This is a genomic window from Blautia intestinalis (assembly GCF_014297355.1).
Classification (GTDB): domain Bacteria; phylum Bacillota; class Clostridia; order Lachnospirales; family Lachnospiraceae; genus Blautia_A; species Blautia_A intestinalis.
The window spans coordinates 426,746-446,282 of record NZ_JACOQE010000002.1 but is presented as its reverse complement, the minus strand read 5'-3'; the positions used below and the strand labels follow the sequence as shown (position 1 = coordinate 446,282).

Below are 19,537 nucleotides of genomic sequence, written 5' to 3'. Positions count from 1 at the left end.
ATGACCTGATAATAAGAAAAAATAAGGAATATCTGCTGAACAGAGGGCAGATATTCTTTTTTTTATAAAGTTTGATAATCAAACAAATTTGTGCCGTGGGATGTGAGACAAATTGTGAAAGTTGGTCATTGTCATTTGTAAAACTTTGTCGTATAATGTTACGGAATTGGATTTTGAAAAATACTTTTAATAAGAAAGAATACGTTATATTCATATCTGAAGATACAGATTTATGACGAGGAGGTCGATTCATTGAATACATATACATTGGGAATTGATATCGGATCTACGACAGTAAAGATCGCGATTCTTGATGAAAATGAAAAGCTTTTGTTTGCAGATTACGAACGACATTTTGCAAATATTCAGGAGACCCTGGCGGATCTTCTGGAAAAAGCACATGCACAGCTGGGAGAGATGACACTTTGCCCGGTAATCACAGGTTCCGGCGGACTGACACTGGCAAATCATCTGGAAATCCCATTTGTGCAGGAGGTAATCGCTGTATCTACATCCTTACAGAAGATTGCACCGCAGACAGACGTTGCAATCGAGCTTGGTGGTGAGGATGCAAAGATCATTTATTTTGAAGGCGGAAATATCGAGCAGCGAATGAATGGTATCTGTGCCGGTGGTACAGGTTCCTTTATTGACCAGATGGCATCACTTCTGCAGACAGATGCTACCGGTCTGAACGAATATGCAAAGAATTACAAGGCACTTTATCCGATCGCTGCACGATGCGGTGTATTTGCGAAGACGGATATCCAGCCGCTGATCAATGAAGGTGCGACGAAAGAAGACCTTTCTGCATCTATTTTCCAAGCAGTTGTCAATCAGACGATTTCCGGTCTTGCCTGTGGTAAGCCAATCCGTGGACATGTGGCATTTCTGGGCGGTCCGCTGCATTTCCTTTCTGAGTTAAAAACTGCGTTTATCCGTACGCTGAAACTGGACGATGAGCATACGATCGTGCCGGAGAATTCGCATCTGTTTGCGGCTATTGGTTCTGCACTGAATGCAAAAGAGGATGTCAAAGTTTCTCTTATTGAACTGAAAGACAGACTGCGCCACTCCATCAAACTTGACTTTGAAGTAGAGCGTATGGAACCTCTGTTTGCGACAGAACAGGATTATGAAGAATTTAATAAGAGACAGTCTTCCTACAAGGTTACGACGGGAGATCTGGCTTCCTATAAAGGAAACTGTTACCTTGGTATTGATGCAGGATCAACGACGACAAAGACTGCACTGGTAGGAGAGGACGGAAGTCTTCTGTATTCTTTCTACAGCAACAACAATGGAAGCCCACTCAAGACTGCAATTCGTTCTATTCAGGAAATTTATACGAAACTCCCGAAAAAAGCGAAGATTGCTTATGCATGTTCTACCGGTTATGGAGAGGCGCTGATCAAGGCAGCACTCCTTCTTGATGAGGGCGAGGTTGAGACTGTTTCCCATTATTATGCCGCTGCATTTTTTGATCCGGAAGTAGACTGTATTCTCGACATCGGTGGTCAGGATATGAAATGTATCAAGATCAAGAACCAGACCGTAGACAGTGTACAGCTTAATGAAGCATGCTCCTCCGGCTGTGGTTCCTTTATCGAGACATTTGCAAAATCCCTGAATTACAGTGTGCAGGATTTTGCAAAGGCAGCTCTTTATGCAAAACATCCGATTGATCTGGGAACACGCTGTACCGTATTTATGAACTCAAAAGTAAAACAGGCACAAAAGGAAGGTGCAGAAGTATCTGATATCTCTGCGGGTCTGGCTTACTCTGTTATCAAGAACGCTCTTTACAAAGTTATCAAAGTTTCCGATGCGACTGAACTTGGCAGACATATCGTTGTACAGGGTGGTACCTTCTACAATGACGCTGTTCTTCGAAGCTTTGAACGTATTGCCAACTGTGAAGCCATCCGTCCGGATATTGCAGGTATTATGGGAGCTTTTGGTGCGGCACTGATTGCAAGAGAGCGTTATGAAGATGGCAAAGAGACCACAATGCTTTCCATTGACAAGATCAATGAACTGAAATATACAACATCTATGGCGAACTGCCGCGGATGTACCAACAACTGCCGTCTGACGATCAACAAATTCACCGGCGGACGTCAGTTTGTCAGCGGAAACCGCTGCGAACGAGGCATCGGTAAAGAAAAGAACAAAGATCACGTTCCGAATCTTTATGAATATAAATACAAACGACTGTTTTCCTACGAACCGCTCAGTGCGGATCAGGCAACCAGAGGTCAGGTAGGTATTCCGCGTGTCCTGAACATGTTCGAAAACTATCCGTTCTGGTATACATTCTTTACAAAACTGAAATACGAGGTTGTACTTTCGCCGACTTCTACCCGTAAGATTTATGAGCTGGGTATTGAGTCTATTCCAAGTGAATCCGAATGTTATCCGGCAAAACTGGCACACGGTCATGTGAGCTGGCTGATCAAAAAAGGTGTGAAATTTATTTTCTATCCCTGTGTACCATATGAGCGTAATGAGTTCCCGGATGCAGTCAATCATTACAACTGTCCGATCGTCACGTCTTATGCGGAGAATATCAAGAACAATGTGGACGAATTGAAAGATCCGAGCATTAAATTTATGAATCCGTTCATGGCATTTACGACGGAAGCAATCCTTACAGACCGTCTTGTCGAAGTGTTTAAAGATCTTCCGGCAGAAGAGGTCAAAGCAGCAGCCCATGCTGCATGGGAAGAACTTGCACAGGCGCGTAAAGATGTTCAGAAAAAGGGCGAAGAGACCATTCAGTATCTGAAAGAGACAGGAAGACGAGGTATCGTACTTGCAGGCCGCCCGTATCATATCGACCCGGAAATTCATCATGGTATTCCGGATCTGATCAACAGCTACGGTATTGCGGTGCTGACAGAAGATTCTGTTTCTCACCTCGGGGAAGTAGAGCGCCCGATTCGTGTCAATGACCAGTGGATGTATCACTCCCGTCTGTATGCGGCAGCAAACTATGTCAAAACACAGGATAATCTGGATCTGATCCAGTTGAACTCTTTTGGTTGTGGTCTGGACGCAGTTACTACAGATGAAGTTTATGAGATCCTTGACAGAAGCGGCAAGATCTATACCTGCTTAAAGATAGATGAGGTTAATAATCTCGGTGCGGCACGTATCCGTGTACGTTCCCTGCTGGCTGCGCTCCGTGCAAAAGATGCACAGCACAAAGAGCGTGAGATCAGACCGTCCTCTATCGAAAAAGTAGTATTCACCAGGCAGATGCGCAAGGATTACACGATCCTCTGCCCGCAGATGTCACCGTTTCATTTCGGAATCTTACAGGCTGCATTTAAAACCTGCGGCTATCACCTGGAAGTCCTTCCGAATGACAACAAACATGCGGTAGATGTCGGACTGAAATATGTAAACAATGATGCATGCTATCCTTCTCTGATGGTAGTCGGTCAGGTTATGGATGCCCTTCTTTCCGGTAAATATGATTTGAATAAGACGGCTGTCATCATGTCACAGACGGGCGGCGGATGCCGTGCATCCAACTATATTGCGTTTATCCGCCGTGCGTTAAAGAAGGCAAATATGGAACAGGTCCCGGTTATTTCCATCAACTTAAGTGGTCTGGAAAGCAATCCGGGATTCAAACTGACACTTCCGCTTATCAAGCGTATCTGCTATGGAGCGGTATTTGGCGACATTCTGATGAAATGTGTTTATCGTATGCGTCCATATGAGGTGGAGCCGGGAATTGTTAACCGTAAGCATAAAATCTGGGAACAGAGAGTAATCTCTTTCCTGGAGGGAAGCAGTGTCAGCCATGGTCAGTTTAAGAAGATGTGCCGTGAGATGGTACATGAGTTTGATATGATTCCAGTTACCGGAGAGAAGAAGCCAAGAGTTGGTATCGTCGGAGAAATTCTTGTCAAATTCCTTCCGGCAGCAAACAATCATCTGGCAGAACTTCTGGAAGCAGAGGGCGCCGAGGCGGTATGCCCGGATCTGATAGATTTTATCAATTACTGCTTCTACAATCAGAACTTCAAATCCGAGTTCCTTGGATTTAAGAAAAATAAAGCAACGATCGCAAACTGGGGAATCAAAGCTATCGAATGGCTCAGAGGACCGGCAAATGAAGCGCTTGCACAGAGCCGCCATTTTACACCGTCTGCAAATATTGCGGATCTGGCAAAACTGGCAGAGCCGATCGTATCACCGGGTAACCAGACTGGTGAAGGATGGTTCCTGACCGGTGAAATGATGGAACTGATTCACGGCGGTGTACCGAACATTGTCTGCATCCAGCCATTCGCATGCCTTCCGAACCATATTGTAGGAAAGGGAGTTATCAAGGCAATCCGTAGGGAACATCCGGAAGCAAATATCGTTGCAATCGATTATGACCCGGGTGCAAGTGAAGTAAACCAGCTGAATCGAATCAAACTGATGCTGTCCACAGCACAGAAGAATTTAAACGGAAAATAGAATTAAAAAGGCAGTAAAATTGAAAAAGACAATAAAGAAAACAGTAGTCGCAGCAATATTACTTCTGGTATTGTCTGCCTGCATCGGGGTTACTGCTCAGGCAGCAACCCGGGTGCTGTATGTCGGCAGAATTTACAGCATCAACGTGAAGGGCAGTTATAAATGGCACAGTACAAATAAAAGAATCGTAAGAGTTAATTCAAAAACCAAAAAGATCACACCGCGAAAAGCAGGGATTACATACATAAAAGGTGTGAAAAAGGTACATAATAAAAAAATTGTCAAAAAAATCAAAGTTATAGTAAAGAAACCTTACCTGAATAAAAAGAAGGCGACTGTAACTGCGGGAAAGAAACTGACACTGAAACTGAGAGGTATGGTAGTTGCCCGCTGGACATCGTCCAACAAAAAAATCGCTACAGTATCCTCGTCCGGTGTTGTTAAGACCCGGAAAAGCGGAACGGTAAAAATTACGGCGACCGGGAAAGATAAGAAGAAATACACCTGTATGATCAAAGTCAATGCAAAACCGAAACCGGTAGTTCCTACGGCAACGCCGACACCGGAGCCGACAAAAGCACCGGAAAATCATACATCTTATATGATTGCTCATCGAGGAGATACGTCGACTGCACCGGAAAATACAATGTCTGCTTTTCAGAGCGCGCTTCTTCGAGGTTATAAAGCAGTAGAAACGGATGTGCAGTTTACGAAGGACAATGTGCCGGTAATATTGCATGATTCCACGATAAACAGAACTTCCAACGGAACCGGCAGGATTATGGATCTTACCTTTGATGAAGTCAGAGAATATGATTTCGGTTCCTGGAAATCTGAAGCATATGCGGGCGAAAAGATTCCGAGTTTTCAGGAATTCATTGAATTCTGCAGAGAAAATTCCATCCACCCTTATATTGAACTGAAAACTACGATTACACAGAATGATATTGATAAGATACAGCTGCTTCTGGAAATAGTCAGTGCAGCAGGAATGCAGAAAGATGTTTCCTGGTTTTCGTTCAGTTATAATCTGGTAGAAATGGTGAAAGAAGTAGATCCGACTGCAGACATAGGAGTTGTACTGCATGCGGGAGATGTGGTGACTGAACAGTTTATAGAGCAGATGAAAAGCCTCAAAACAGGATTGAATACAGTCTTTTTCAGCCATTATGCAAGAAAGATCACACCAGTTGTTTTAGAAAGATGCAAAGAGGAACAAATCCAGCTGGTAGCGCGAGATATTAAAAATATCCAGTCGTTGTATGCACTGGACCTGTATTACAGAGCCGCGTTTGCAGATGGATTCTGATATTTCGACAGAAAGAGGAAATATATGGCACAGTATACATTAATGAAAACGGAGGGACGTGCGAAGCGTGCAAAATTTGAGACAGTGCATGGCACGATCCAGACTCCTGTGTTTATGAATGTAGGAACGATCGGCGCAATCAAAGGTGCGGTTTCTACACAGGATCTTTATGAGATCGGTACACAGGTGGAGCTTTCCAATACTTATCATTTGCATGTCCGGCCGGGTGACAAAATCGTCAAACAGCTCGGAGGTCTGCATAAGTTTATGAACTGGGAGAGACCGATTCTGACCGATTCCGGCGGATTTCAGGTATTTTCCCTTGCAAAGCTTCGTAAGATCAAAGAAGAAGGTGTACATTTCCAGTCGCATATTGACGGACACAAGATCTTTATGGGACCGGAAGAAAGTATGCAGATCCAGTCCAACTTAGGATCTACGATCGCGATGGCGTTCGATGAATGTCCGAGCAGCGTGGCAGACAGAGATTATGTACAGAAATCAGTAGAACGTACGACACGCTGGCTTGCACGATGTAAAAAAGAGATGGCACGGCTCAACAGTCTGCCGGACACCATCAATAAAGAACAGCTTCTGTTTGGTATCAATCAGGGGGCTGTATACGAAGATATCCGTATTGAACATGCAAAAGAGATTGCAAAGATGGATCTGGACGGATATGCAGTCGGCGGACTTGCAGTTGGCGAGACACATGAAGAAATGTATCGTATCCTTGATGCAGTCGTACCGTATCTTCCACAGGATAAGCCAACCTATCTTATGGGTGTCGGAACCCCGGCAAACATTCTGGAAGGTGTCGATCGAGGCATTGATTTCTTTGACTGTGTATATCCAAGCCGCAATGGCCGTCATGGACATGTATATACCAACCATGGCAAGATGAATATGTTCAATGCAAAATATGAACTGGATACCCGTCCGATCGAAGACGGCTGTGGATGTCCGGCCTGCCGCCATTACAGCAGAGCTTATATCCGCCACCTTCTGAAGGCGAAAGAAATGCTTGGTATGCGCCTCTGCGTATTGCACAATCTGTATTTCTATAACCATATGATGGAAGAAATCCGTGATGCACTGGATGAAGGCAGATTTGCCGAATATAAGAAAATGCGTCTGGAAGGATTTGCAGCAGGAGAGCAGAAATAAACGAAAAGCTTTAAATCGTATAAAAAATCGAAAAACACTTGAAGTTACGGGCTTTTTTGTGTATGATGATATATAGTGTTCCTGAACAGCAGGAATGTAAGTCAGCAGACAGGAGGAATCTGAAATGAACGAAAGTACCGCGAGTATGGGTATGATGATTTTATGGATGGTAGTTATCTTTGGAGTTATGTATTTCCTGATGATCCGTCCTCAGAAGAAAGAGCAGAAGAGACTTCAGGCAATGCTCAACAGCATGGAAGTCGGTGACAGTATTGTCACAACAAGCGGTTTCTATGGCGTGATCATCGATATGACAGAAGAAGATGTGATCGTAGAATTCGGCAATAACAAGAACTGCCGTATCCCAATGAGAAAACAGGCTATTGCAGAAGTGGAGAAAGCAGAACAGGCATCCGCATAACTGCAAATAAGAAAGTAAGTGCTGCGCCAGATGCGGCACTTCTTTTTTTATAAAATTTCTTTGAAATCAGATAATGATTTATGCGCATTTGTAACACGTTCAAACTTTTACGTAGTAAAGGGTTGAAAAGTATAAAAAAGTGCGTTATTATAATAACAATATCCATAAGGAAAGGGCTCTGCGGTTTTTGTGTGGTGCAGAGAGAGGAAATGAAGAAATGGAATACAAGATCGCATTGATTCCGGGAGACGGTATCGGTCCGGAAATCGTAAGTGAAGCAAAAAAAGTTCTTGATAAAGTATGTGAAAAATATCATCATACATTTACATATTCAGAGGTGCTTCTCGGTGGAGCTTCTATTGATGTTCACGGTGTACCGCTTACAGATGAAGCAATTGCAACAGCAAAAGCTTCTGATGCAGTTCTGATGGGTTCTATCGGTGGTGATGCCAGGACATCTCCGTGGTACAAACTTGAGCCGTCCAAACGTCCGGAAGCAGGACTTCTTGCAATTCGTAAAGCATTGAATCTTTTTGCAAACCTTCGTCCGGCATACCTGTATAAAGAACTCGAGGAAGCCTGCCCGATCAAGAAAGAAGTGATCGGGGAAGACGGATTTGACATGATCATTGTCCGTGAGCTTACCGGCGGTCTTTATTTCGGAGAAAGAAAAACAATTGAAGAAGATGGTGTAAAGAAAGCAATCGATACACTTTCCTATAATGAAAATGAGATCCGTCGTATTGCCATCAAGGCATTTGATATTGCCATGAAGAGAAGAAAGAAAGTCACAAGCGTTGACAAGGCAAACGTACTGGATTCTTCCAGACTCTGGAGAAAAGTTGTAGAAGAAGTCGCAAAGGATTATCCGGAAGTAACTCTGGAACATATGCTGGTTGACAACTGTGCAATGCAGCTTGTACATGATCCGGGACAGTTTGATGTCATTCTTACTGAGAATATGTTCGGGGATATCTTATCTGACGAGGCTAGTATGGTAACTGGTTCCATCGGAATGCTTTCTTCCGCAAGTCTGAATGAAACAAAATTCGGTCTGTATGAGCCGAGCCACGGATCAGCACCTGATATTGCAGGACAGAACAAAGCAAACCCGATTGCAACGATCCTTTCCGCGGCAATGTTACTTCGTTACTCACTGAACCTTGATGAAGAAGCAGATGCAGTAGAAGCAGCTGTACAGAAAGTGCTTACAGACGGATACCGCACAGGCGATATCATGTCAGAGGGATGCAAGGCTGTCGGAACAAAAGAAATGGGAGACCTGATCGCAGCCGCAGTATAATGAAAGTTTTTAACATAAAGAGGAGATAGAAAGATGAGAAGTGATTCAGTAAAAACAGGCTCACAGCAGGCACCTCACCGTTCCCTGTTTAATGCCCTTGGATTAACAAAAGAAGAAATGGAACGTCCTTTAGTAGGTATCGTAAGTTCTTATAATGAGATCGTACCGGGTCATATGAACCTTGATAAGATCGTTGCAGCCGTAAAACAGGGTGTCGCAATGGCTGGTGGCACTCCGATCGTATTTCCGGCAATTGCTGTCTGTGACGGTATTGCAATGGGACACATCGGAATGAAATATTCTCTGGTAACAAGAGATCTGATTGCAGACTCTACAGAGGCTATGGCAATGGCTCATCAGTTTGATGCCCTTGTTATGGTTCCAAACTGTGACAAAAACGTACCTGGACTTCTGATGGCGGCTGCCAGACTGAATATTCCGACTGTATTTGTAAGCGGCGGTCCGATGATGGCAGGCCACATCCACGGACACAAGACAAGTCTTTCCAGTATGTTTGAAGCTGTCGGATCTTATGCAGCAGGCAAGATCACAGAAGACGAACTTACAGAATTTGAGAACAAAACATGTCCTACATGTGGATCCTGTTCCGGTATGTATACCGCGAACTCCATGAACTGTCTGACAGAAGTTCTTGGTATGGGACTTCGTGGAAATGGAACTATCCCGGCTGTATATTCCGAGCGCATCCGTCTTGCAAAACATGCAGGTATGCAGGTTATGGAAATGTACCGCAGAAATATCCGCCCGCGTGATATCATGACAAAAGAAGCCATCCTGAACGCTTTGACAGTAGATATGGCACTTGGATGCTCTACCAACAGTATGCTTCATCTTCCGGCAATCGCTCATGAAGTCGGTATGGATTTTGATATAAGCTTTGCAAATGAGATCAGTGCAAAGACACCGAACCTCTGCCACCTTGCACCGGCAGGTCCGACTTATATGGAAGATTTGAACGAAGCAGGCGGTGTTTATGCAGTTATGAACGAGCTGAACAAAAAAGGACTTCTTCATACAGAATGCATGACAGTAACAGGCAAAACAGTAGGCGAAAACATCAAAGACTGTGTAAACCTCAATCCGGAAGTTATCCGCCCGATTGACAATCCGTACAGCCAGACCGGCGGTCTTGCGGTACTGAAAGGAAATATCGCTCCGGACGGCGGCGTTGTAAAACGTTCTGCAGTTGTAGAAGAGATGATGGTACATGAAGGTCCGGCAAGAGTTTTCGATTGTGAAGAAGACGCGATCGCAGCAATCAAAGGTGGCAGGATCGTAGCCGGAGACGTTGTTGTTATCCGTTATGAAGGACCGAAAGGCGGCCCTGGAATGAGAGAGATGCTGAATCCGACTTCTGCAATCGCAGGAATGGGACTTGGTTCTTCTGTAGCTCTTATTACAGACGGACGCTTCAGCGGTGCATCCCGTGGCGCTTCAATCGGACACGTTTCACCGGAAGCAGCTGTAGGCGGTCCGATCGCTCTGATCGAAGAAGGCGACATTATCAGCATCAATATTCCGGAACTGAAACTGGAAGTTAAAGTTTCTGATGAAGAAATGGCAGCAAGAAAAGAAAAGTGGCAGCCACGTGAGCCACGAGTTACAACCGGATATCTTGCAAGATATGCAGCAATGGTTACCTCAGGAAATAGAGGAGCAATCCTTGAAGTTCCGAAAGCAAAATAATATAAAGTTATGATTCACACAGGAGGAAATACAATGCAGCTTACAGGTGCAGAGATTATCATTGAATGCCTGAAAGAACAAAAGGTAGATACTGTTTTTGGTTATCCAGGCGGTGCGATTCTGAATGTCTATGATGCTCTATACAAACACAGTGATGAAATCAATCATGTGCTGACCTCTCATGAACAGGGTGCTTCTCATGCCGCAGATGGTTATGCCCGTGCTACAGGAAAAGTCGGAGTATGTCTGGCAACCTCCGGCCCTGGGGCCACAAATCTGGTTACAGGTATTGCAACCGCATACATGGATTCTGTTCCGGTGGTGGCAATCACCGCGAACGTAGGAAAACCACTCCTTGGAAGAGATTCCTTCCAGGAGGTTGATATTGCCGGTATCGTAATGCCGATCACAAAACACAGCTTTATCGTAAAAGACATTTCCATGCTGGCAGATACACTTCGCAAGGCATTTTATATTGCAAAGAGCGGACGTCCGGGCCCGGTACTGGTAGATGTAACAAAAGATGTGACAGCAGCCATTTATGAATATTCCGTTCGCCGTCCGGCTACGATCAACCGTGAGACCGAGACAATCCGTAAGGAAGATCTGGAGACTGCCGCACAGATGATTGAGGAAGCACAGAAACCGTATATCTTTGTCGGAGGTGGTTCTGTTATTTCCGGAGCATCCAAAGAAATCAGTGAACTGGCGCACAAGATTCAGGCACCGGTTTGTGACAGTCTGATGGGTAAGGGAGCGTTTTCAGGAGAAGATCCTCTGTACACCGGTATGCTCGGTATGCATGGAACAAAGACTTCCGACCTTGGCGTGACACAGTGCGACCTTCTGATCGTACTCGGTGCACGTTTCAGTGACCGTGTAACAGGTAATGCGAAGACTTTTGCAAAACAGGCAAAAATCCTTCAGATTGATGTCGACGCGGCAGAAATCAATAAGAATGTTGTGGTAGATGCGTCTGTGATCGGGGATGTAAGAGAAGTTCTTCGCAGACTTCTGGAAATGATTCCGGAAGAAAAGCATCCGGAGTGGATCGAACATATTCAGGAGATGAAAGCAAAGTATCCGCTGAATTATGATCATTCACAGCTTACCGGACCATACATTATAGAGAAGCTTTATGAAATCACCAATGGCGATGCAATTATCTCAACAGATGTCGGCCAGCACCAGATGTGGGCTGCGCAGTACTTCAAGTACAAAGAACCACGTACTTTCCTGACTTCCGGTGGTCTCGGAACAATGGGATACGGACTTGGTGCTGCAATCGGTGCAAAGATGGGCAGACCGGACAAAACAGTGGTCAACATTGCAGGAGACGGCTGTTTTCGAATGAATATGAATGAGATCGCAACCGCAGTACGATGCCATAAACAACTGCTGCAGATTGTTATGAACAATCATGTACTTGGTATGGTTCGTCAGTGGCAGACCTTATTCTATGATCACAGATATTCACATACCGTTCTTGATGACGCAGTGGATTTTGTGAAAATATCTGAGGGCATGGGTGCGAAGGCAATCCGTGTTACGAAGATGGAAGAAGTAGAACCGGCGATCCGCGAGGCGCTGGCTACGGAAGGACCTGTGGTACTGGACTGCTGGATTGATCAGGATCTCAGCGTGTTCCCGATGGTGCCGGCAGGTGCAAGTCTTAATGAAGTATTTGACGAGGAGGATATGAAGAACAATGAGCAGAGTGTATAATTTTTCTGCAGGACCGGCCGTACTGCCGGAACCTGTGCTGAAAGAAGTTGCAGCAGAAATGATGGATTATCAGGGAAGCGGCATGTCCGTTATGGAAATGAGTCACAGAAGCCCTGAGTTCCAGAAAATCATTGATGATGCAGAACAGGATTTAAGAGACCTGATGAACATCCCGGACAACTATAAGGTATTATTCCTTCAGGGCGGTGCATCACAGCAGTTTGCAATGATTCCGATGAACCTGATGAAAAACGGAGTTGCAGATTATATCGTTACCGGTCAGTGGGCAAAAAAAGCTTACCAGGAAGCACAGAAATACGGAAAAGTAAACAAAATTGCATCTTCCGAGGACAAAACCTTCTCTTATATTCCGGATTGCAGCGATCTTCCGATCAGCCCGGATGCAGATTACGTATACATTTGCGAAAACAATACAATTTATGGAACAAAATTTAAAACCCTTCCGAATACAAAGGGAAAAACTCTGGTTGCAGACGTTTCCTCCTGCTTCTTATCCGAGCCTGTAGATGTAAGTAAATACGGCATCATCTATGGCGGTGTTCAGAAGAATATCGGACCTGCAGGTATGGTTATCGCAATCATCCGTGAAGACCTCATTACAGAGGATGTTCTTCCGGGAACACCAACCATGCTTACATACAAAACACATGCAGATGCAGGCTCCCTTTACAATACACCGAATGCTTACTGCATTTATGTATGCGGTAAAGTCTTTAAATGGCTGAAAGCTATGGGTGGACTGGAAGAAATGCAGAAGAGAAATATCGAAAAAGCAAAGATCCTCTATGATTATCTGGATCAGAGCAAACTCTTCAAAGGTACAGTAGAGCCGGCTTCCCGTTCTCTGATGAATGTTCCTTTCGTTACTGGCGATAAGGATATGGATGCTAAATTCGTAAAAGAAGCAAAAGCAGCAGGACTTGTTAATCTGAAAGGACACAGAACAGTAGGCGGTATGCGTGCAAGTATCTACAATGCAATGCCAAAAGAAGGCGTAGAAGCTCTTGTTGCATTCATGAAAAAATTCGAGGAGGAAAATGCATAATGTTCCAGTATAAATGCCTCAATCCAATTTCCCAGACAGGTCTCGGCCTGTTTGGTGAAGAATACAAACAGACAGAAGACCTGAACAATGCCGATGCGGTTCTGGTAAGAAGTGCAAAAATGCATGACATGGAACTCCCGGAGAATGTCAAAGTTATCGCACGTGCAGGTGCAGGTGTCAACAACATTCCGGTTGACGTGTGTGCAGAAAAAGGTATTGTTGTATTTAATACACCGGGAGCAAATGCAAATGGTGTCAAAGAGCTTGTCCTTGCGGGTATGCTTCTTGCTTCCCGTGATATCGTTGGTGGTATCGAATGGGTAGCACATGAAGAAGACAAAGAACACATCGATAAACTGGCAGAAAAGCAGAAAAAGCAGTTTGCAGGATGTGAGATCAGCGGTAAAAAGCTTGGTATCATTGGTCTTGGTGCAATCGGAGCTATGGTTGCAAACTCTGCAACACATCTTGGAATGGAAGTTTACGGATACGATCCGTTCATCTCCATTGATGCGGCATGGAACCTTTCCAGAACCATCAAACACAGCAAATCTCTGGATGAGATCTACAGCCAGTGCGATTATATTACAATTCATGTACCGCTTACTGATAATACTCGCAAGATGATAGACAGAGAGGCTTTCACAAAGATGAAAGACGGTGTTGTACTTCTGAACTTTGCGAGAGATCTTCTTGTAGATGAAGATGCACTGATCGAAGCACTTGACAGCGGTAAGGTTAAGAAATATGTAACAGACTTTGCAAATGCAACCGTAGCAGGCAGACCGGGAATCCTCGTAACACCACATCTTGGTGCATCTACAGAGGAATCCGAAGAAAACTGTGCAGTTATGGCAGTTAAAGAAGTCAGAGATTTCCTTGAAAACGGAAATATCAAAAATTCTGTAAACTTCCCGAACTGCGATATGGGAACCTGCGTGGCAGTCGGACGTATCACCATCGCGCACAAGAACATTCCGAACATGATCAGCCAGTTTACAAAGATTCTCGGAAGTGAAGGACTGAACATTGCCGACATGACAAACAAGAGCCGTGGAAGCTATGCATATACCATCATTGATCTGGAAAGCGCAGCATCCAAAGAGGCACTGGATGAGCTGAGAGCAATCGAAGGCGTATCCAAAGTACGTGTGATTAAATAATAAAGCGGATTAATCCGCAGATATAAAAAGCCCGGAAGATTCATTCAGAATCGTCCGGGCTTTTTGTCTGGAAATGTAAATATCATTGACGGCTTGCAATAAAGCTTTCGACTTCTTCGCGTGTCGGCATGACTCTCAGAGCACCTTTACGTGTGGTGATCAGGGAAGCGGCAGCATTTGCGAAAGTAAGCAGCTCTTTTAAGTTTTCTTCAGTCAGATCATCAAGACCGTGGTCAAGTACATAATTTAAAGTACTTGCGCAGAAAGTATCTCCTGCTCCGGTTGTTTCAATCGTGTTTTCCTGAAGGAACGGAGCAACTTCTACGCGCATATTTTTGTAATAAGCGCGACTTCCGTCTTTTCCCATGGTGACGAGAATAAGCGGAATGTGATATTTCTCCTGAACCATGGCAGCACCCTTATCATAGTCCGTGGTTCCGCACATGAATTCCACTTCGTTGTCAGAAATTTTTAAGACGTCGCATTTGGACATGCCATATTCAATCTCAGCTTTTGCATCATCTAGAGATTTCCAGAGTGGCGGACGAAGATTTGGATCAAAAGTGATGATGCATCCGGCTTCTTTTGCAAGTTCGATTGCATGGCGTGTAGCCTCGCGAACACCTTCATGTGTAGAGGAAAGTGTTCCAAAGTGGAAGATACGGGAGGACTGGATCAGATCTCTCTGTACTTCCTCTTTTGTAAGCATCATATCTGCACCAGGATCGCGGTAGAAAGAAAAATCACGGTCACCGTCCGGATATGTATGAACGAAAGCGAGCGTTGTGTGATAGTTTTCGTCAAGAATCAGATTGCGCGTATCGATACCAACTTCCTCAACCGCTGATTTTAACTGATTACCAAACATATCTTTACCAACTTTGCCGATGAAAGCTGTTTTTTTGCCAAGACGCTCCAGCATGGCAAGTACGTTGCAGGGTGCACCGCCCGGATTGGCTTCCATCAGAGGATTCCCCTGAGAACTGTTTCCGTTTTCTGTAAAGTCAATCAGCAGCTCGCCGAGAGCTGTCACATCAAACTGTCTTTTTTCCATAGGATAAAAACCTCCTTAAGTAACTGTAGTGTATTCTTTTTTAGAAAGATGCTATCATCAATTTATCGTAGAGAGGTCGTTTTGTCAAACTAATTTCGTTCTTTTCTTTATTTTTAATGAAAAAAATGTTAAACTGAAACAAAGGACTACAATTCAGGAGAAAGATCATGATGAAATAGAGACAGGAGGGGGATTTATGGACAGTAAAGTATATAAATATATGGATTGGCCGGAGATTGAAGCAGTTGTTTACGGAGAGGAAGCGACACCGCGAGATCTGATGGCGCCGAGAATGACAGCTGACGGAGTATTGGTACAGGGATTCTTTCCGGATGCAGACAGTGTGGAAGTGCTTGTAGACAAAAAGACTTATAAAATGGAACAGCAGGATGAAGCAGGGTATTTTGCAGCAATGCTTCCGATGCGTAAGGTGCCGTCTTATCAGTACCGCATTACGAAAGGTAAAGAAGTCTGTACGGTGAATGATCCATATGCATTTCCTGTACAGATTACGGAAGATGAGGAAAAGGCTTTCTGCGCCGGTGTGTACTATCATGCATACGAAAAACTGGGCGCACATCCGACTGAGATAGACGGAGTAGCAGGCACCAGCTTTGCTGTATGGGCGCCGAATGCACTTCGTGTCAGTGTTGTTGGAGACTTTAATAACTGGGATGGCAGGTGTCATATGATGCACCGCATGCCGATGTCAGGAATCTATGAGCTGTTTATTCCGGGAGTTGGGGATGGTGCAGTTTACAAATACGAAATGAAACTGAAAGGTGGTGCGCTCCAGCTGAAATCTGATCCGTATGCAGCATGTACGGAACTCCCGCCGGCATCTGCATCTGTTGTCAAAGACATGCGTAATTATGAGTGGGATGATGCAGCGTGGATGGGTGCACGTGAGAAATATAAAGACCGTCATCAGCCGGTATCTATTTATGAGACAAGTCTGACTGTCTGGAAAAATGCGCAGGAACTGGTCGATTATGTAAAAGAATTGAAATATACCCATGTGGAACTTCATCCGGTGATGGAATATCTGGATGAGGATGCCGGAGAGTATAGCACTTTTGCTTACTATGCACCGGATCGCCGATTCGGAATGCCGGAAGATTTCCAACAGCTGGTCAATGCACTTCACAAAGAGAATATCGGAGTGATCCTGGACTGGACACCATCTCATTTTCCACGTCAGGAGGGTGGACTGGAACTGTTTGATGGTACACCTCTGTATGAAAATCCGGATCCGTCCATGGCAATTCATCCGATGTGGGGAACACTGTTATTTAATTTTGAAAGCCCGATGGTTAAGGATTTCCTTCTTGCCAATGCATTTTACTGGCTGGAATTTTATCATGCAGATGGTCTGAGACTGGATGACGTGGATTCTATGCTATATCTTGATTTCGGCAGAGAATACGGACAGTGGAGACCGAATATCTACGGAACGAATGAAAATCTCGAAGCAGTGGAATTTCTGAAACATCTGAATTCTATTTTGCAGAAGAATCTTTCGGGAACGATGACGATCGCGCAGGAGGACGGTCTCTGGTCGGAACTGACAGGAAGTGTTGAAGATGATAACATTGGATTTTCTTATAAATGGAATAACAACTGGGCGGGAGATTTTCTGAATTATCTGTCCAAAGATCCGATCGAGCGACAGTATGTTCATGACCAGCTGACACTATCTATGCTGTACACGTATTGCGAGCACTTTGTGCTTCCGCTTGGAAGCCGCCAGACCGGTGATCAGGAAAGCTTCATGGCGAAGCTCCCGGGAGATGAGGCTCAGAAAATGAGTCAGATACGTGCGGCATATTCTTATATGATGCTTCATCCGGGATGCAAGATGATGGCACCGGATAAAGAGGCACCGGAAGAACTTAAGAAATTTGTTCATGATCTTAATGAACTGTACGTTTCACAGCCGGCAATGTATCAGATGGATGATGATTATGAGGGATTTGAATGGATCCAGCTTATGAAATATGAAGAAAATGTTCTGACATTCCTTCGTAAAACGGAGAACCCGGATGAAACGCTTATGGCAGTCTGCAACTTTGCGGCAGTTCCATATGAAAATTATCAGCTGGGAGTTCCTTTCTACGGAAAATACAAAGAGATTTTCAACAGTGACCGCAAAGAATATGGTGGACAGGGAGTCGTAAATCCGCGTGCAAAGACCTGCAGGCAGGCAGAATGCGATGAAAGAGAGTATTCCGTTACCTTCAAGATCCCGGCACTTGGTGTAGCTGTATTTTCCTGCACGCCGGGAAAGAAACCAGAGAAGCTTGCAGTAGCTGCGAAGAAGCCGGAAACAGCAAAGAAAACAACCCGAAAAGTAGCCGTGAAAAAAGACAGCGCAAAGAAAGCAGCTGCAAAGAAGGTTGCTGCAAAGAAAACACCGGAAAAAAAGACAACAACAGCCAAAAAAACAACAGCGAAAAAGAATATTAAAAAAGATATTGCAGTATAATAAAACAGCCGTCAGTTTGGAACTGGCGGCTGTTTTTGCAAAAAAATAAAGCTGAAAATGGGACTCGAACCCACGACCCCTTCATTACGAGTGAAGTGCTCTACCAACTGAGCTATTTCAGCTTGTGTTCAGACACAAAATATATTATACCGTATTTCAGTAAAATTGCAAGAAAAAGTTTTTCAATGGGCATGCATTTTTTTTCAGTGCTTGCAATGAGTAAAATTTATGTTATGATAGGAGAATATGAATATATTATTTATATGACGTATTAACTCATAAAAGCGTTGCGAAATGAGAATCATCTACAGAGGGAGATGAGTTTAATGATAGATGAAACGGAAAAGAGAATTCTTGACCGGATCGACGCAAACAGGGAGCAGATCATTGCATTTGCAGAGGATATCGCTGCACATCCGGAGCCGGGGTTTGAAGAAGTGCGGACAGCCGGAAAGACAGCAGAGTTCCTGAAATCACTCGGTTACGAAGTGAAAGAGCATCTTGCCATCACCGGAGTAAAAGGCGAGATGAAACGAAATGGCGGTCCGACGCTGACTGTGATAAGTGAGCTGGATGCGATCGGATGCCATTCTCATCCGATGGCTGACAGACGGACAGGAGTTGCTCATGCCTGCGGACACCATGCACAGATGGCAGCGATGATCGGCTGCGCGATTGCAATGGCTGATCCGGAAATACGGGATGAGCTGGATGGCAATGTGAATTTTCTTGCGGTTCCGGCAGAAGAATATATTGATGCAGACAAGCGTACCCGCCTGAAAGAAAAAGGAATCGAATTTTGCTGCGGTAAGAGTGAGATGATCCGAACAGGTGTATTTGATGATACAGATATTGCGCTTACGACACATGTGCACATGGTTCCGGTAGAAGAAGATTTTTACCTCGGCAATCCTCCATGTAACGGCTACACTGCAGAGCGTGTGACGGTACGGGGAAAGGCTGCACATGGAGCAATAGATCCGTGGAATGGGGTCAACGCCTTAAGCATCACGACCAGTGCGGTTCAGATGATGGGTCTGATGAGAGAGACTTTCCGGGAAGAAGATCATGTGAGACTTCACAATGTGATACGTAAGGCCGGCGATGTGATCAACAGCGTGCCGGATGAGGCGGTCATTGAGACTAAGGTACGTGCGGCATCACTTGAGAGGATCGAACAGGTTATGGAGATGGTAAACCGTGCGTATGACGGTTCAGCCTATGCTTTTGGTGGGAAAATAGAAAGAGAAGTCCTTTAGGGATATATGCCGATCCTTCCACGCGAGGCGGATGAAGCGCTTATCGAGGCGGCAAATGACCTGGGACTCGATTATCGCTCAGTACAAAAAGGCGATTTCAACAACGCATGTACCGATGTGGGGGATCTGAGCCACCTTCTTCCGATCGTTAATTTTACGTTTAAAGGCTTTGAAGGCAAGCTGCACGGGGCAGACTTTAAGATTACCGATCCGGAAAAAGCTTATATTTTGCCAGCGAAGCTTCTGGCATTGACGGCATATAAGCTCCTGCGAAACGGGGGAGAAAAGGCAAATGAAATCAAAGACAGTTATATGCCGTTTTTTGATAAGGAGAGTTATATTCAATACATAAAGAATATCACAGAGAAAAAAGCTGATTAATATAATAAGAAGAACAGC

13 protein-coding genes and 1 tRNA gene are annotated in these 19,537 nt (G+C 44.6%); 12 read left to right on the top strand and 2 right to left on the bottom strand.

Features of this window, described 5'->3' with window-relative positions; all coding sequences use genetic code 11:
• The first annotated feature begins 252 nt into the window (after positions 1–252).
• The 9 genes from H8Z79_RS06200 (at position 253) to H8Z79_RS06160 (ending at position 14,340) form a co-directional block, all read left to right on the top strand.
• The gene (locus H8Z79_RS06200; RefSeq protein WP_118040605.1) at positions 253–4,479 is read left to right on the top strand and encodes a 2-hydroxyacyl-CoA dehydratase; all 4,227 of its coding nucleotides are present in this window, start codon (positions 253–255) and stop codon (positions 4,477–4,479) included.
• 19 nt (positions 4,480–4,498) lie between these two features.
• The gene (locus H8Z79_RS06195) at positions 4,499–5,788 is read left to right on the top strand and encodes a glycerophosphodiester phosphodiesterase family protein (protein ID WP_118040603.1); all 1,290 of its coding nucleotides are present in this window, start codon (positions 4,499–4,501) and stop codon (positions 5,786–5,788) included.
• Between the two features lie 24 nt (positions 5,789–5,812).
• A complete protein-coding gene (tgt, locus tag H8Z79_RS06190; RefSeq protein WP_118040601.1) occupies positions 5,813–6,955 on the top strand; it encodes a tRNA guanosine(34) transglycosylase Tgt in 1,143 nt (380 codons plus the stop codon).
• Positions 6,956–7,079: 124 nt separating this feature from the next.
• Positions 7,080–7,376, top strand: a complete 297-nt coding sequence (gene yajC / locus H8Z79_RS06185) for a preprotein translocase subunit YajC (protein ID WP_072521354.1) — start codon at positions 7,080–7,082, stop codon at positions 7,374–7,376.
• 217 nt (positions 7,377–7,593) lie between these two features.
• A complete protein-coding gene (gene leuB, locus H8Z79_RS06180) occupies positions 7,594–8,679 on the top strand; it encodes a 3-isopropylmalate dehydrogenase (protein ID WP_118040599.1) in 1,086 nt (361 codons plus the stop codon).
• A 33-nt stretch (positions 8,680–8,712) separates the two neighbouring features.
• Complete coding sequence (gene ilvD / locus H8Z79_RS06175; RefSeq protein ID WP_015542466.1) at positions 8,713–10,386, top strand: dihydroxy-acid dehydratase; 1,674 nt, start codon at positions 8,713–8,715, stop codon at positions 10,384–10,386.
• A gap of 33 nt (positions 10,387–10,419) precedes the next feature.
• The gene (gene ilvB, locus H8Z79_RS06170; RefSeq protein WP_118040597.1) at positions 10,420–12,111 is read left to right on the top strand and encodes a biosynthetic-type acetolactate synthase large subunit; all 1,692 of its coding nucleotides are present in this window, start codon (positions 10,420–10,422) and stop codon (positions 12,109–12,111) included.
• Complete coding sequence (gene serC / locus H8Z79_RS06165; RefSeq protein WP_118040595.1) at positions 12,095–13,177, top strand: 3-phosphoserine/phosphohydroxythreonine transaminase; 1,083 nt, start codon at positions 12,095–12,097, stop codon at positions 13,175–13,177. The genes ilvB and serC overlap by 17 nt, the downstream gene beginning before the upstream one ends.
• On the top strand, positions 13,177–14,340 hold the full coding sequence (locus tag H8Z79_RS06160) for a phosphoglycerate dehydrogenase (RefSeq protein WP_118040593.1): 1,164 nt from the start codon (positions 13,177–13,179) through the stop codon (positions 14,338–14,340). The genes serC and H8Z79_RS06160 overlap by 1 nt, the downstream gene beginning before the upstream one ends.
• An 82-nt stretch (positions 14,341–14,422) precedes the next feature.
• On the opposite strand, the gene H8Z79_RS06155 is transcribed toward H8Z79_RS06160, so the two are convergent.
• On the bottom strand, positions 14,423–15,394 hold the full coding sequence (locus tag H8Z79_RS06155; RefSeq protein ID WP_187002744.1) for a carbohydrate kinase family protein: 972 nt from the start codon (positions 15,392–15,394) through the stop codon (positions 14,423–14,425).
• Positions 15,395–15,590: 196 nt separating this feature from the next.
• Between H8Z79_RS06155 and glgB the strand changes: the two genes are divergently transcribed.
• On the top strand, positions 15,591–17,879 hold the full coding sequence (glgB, locus tag H8Z79_RS06150) for a 1,4-alpha-glucan branching enzyme (protein WP_118040591.1): 2,289 nt from the start codon (positions 15,591–15,593) through the stop codon (positions 17,877–17,879).
• Between the two features lie 49 nt (positions 17,880–17,928).
• Here the strand turns inward: glgB and H8Z79_RS06145 are convergent.
• Positions 17,929–18,001, bottom strand: a tRNA-Thr gene (locus tag H8Z79_RS06145).
• Between the two features lie 204 nt (positions 18,002–18,205).
• Between H8Z79_RS06145 and H8Z79_RS06140 the strand changes: the two genes are divergently transcribed.
• Together H8Z79_RS06140 and H8Z79_RS16845 are read left to right on the top strand one after the other, a co-directional pair.
• On the top strand, positions 18,206–19,138 hold the full coding sequence (locus H8Z79_RS06140) for an amidohydrolase (RefSeq protein WP_225876925.1): 933 nt from the start codon (positions 18,206–18,208) through the stop codon (positions 19,136–19,138).
• A gap of 6 nt (positions 19,139–19,144) precedes the next feature.
• Positions 19,145–19,519, top strand: coding sequence for a zinc-binding metallopeptidase family protein (locus H8Z79_RS16845; RefSeq protein ID WP_225876924.1), 375 nt, complete (start codon positions 19,145–19,147; stop codon positions 19,517–19,519).
• The last annotated feature ends 18 nt before the right edge of the window (positions 19,520–19,537 follow it).

Excerpts from the sequence above, each read along its gene's own strand:
- tgt (WP_118040601.1), top strand. The coding sequence starts at position 5,813 with ATGGCACAGTATACATTAATGAAAACGGAGGGACGTGCGAAGCGTGCA.
- yajC (WP_072521354.1), top strand. The coding sequence starts at position 7,080 with ATGAACGAAAGTACCGCGAGTATGGGTATGATGATTTTATGGATGGTA.
- leuB (WP_118040599.1), top strand. The coding sequence starts at position 7,594 with ATGGAATACAAGATCGCATTGATTCCGGGAGACGGTATCGGTCCGGAA.
- ilvD (WP_015542466.1), top strand. The coding sequence starts at position 8,713 with ATGAGAAGTGATTCAGTAAAAACAGGCTCACAGCAGGCACCTCACCGT.
- ilvB (WP_118040597.1), top strand. The coding sequence starts at position 10,420 with ATGCAGCTTACAGGTGCAGAGATTATCATTGAATGCCTGAAAGAACAA.
- serC (WP_118040595.1), top strand. The coding sequence starts at position 12,095 with ATGAGCAGAGTGTATAATTTTTCTGCAGGACCGGCCGTACTGCCGGAA.
- H8Z79_RS06160 (WP_118040593.1), top strand. The coding sequence starts at position 13,177 with ATGTTCCAGTATAAATGCCTCAATCCAATTTCCCAGACAGGTCTCGGC.
- H8Z79_RS06155 (WP_187002744.1), bottom strand. The coding sequence starts at position 15,394 with ATGGAAAAAAGACAGTTTGATGTGACAGCTCTCGGCGAGCTGCTGATT.
- glgB (WP_118040591.1), top strand. The coding sequence starts at position 15,591 with ATGGACAGTAAAGTATATAAATATATGGATTGGCCGGAGATTGAAGCA.
- H8Z79_RS06140 (WP_225876925.1), top strand. The coding sequence starts at position 18,206 with ATGATAGATGAAACGGAAAAGAGAATTCTTGACCGGATCGACGCAAAC.
- H8Z79_RS16845 (WP_225876924.1), top strand. The coding sequence starts at position 19,145 with ATGCCGATCCTTCCACGCGAGGCGGATGAAGCGCTTATCGAGGCGGCA.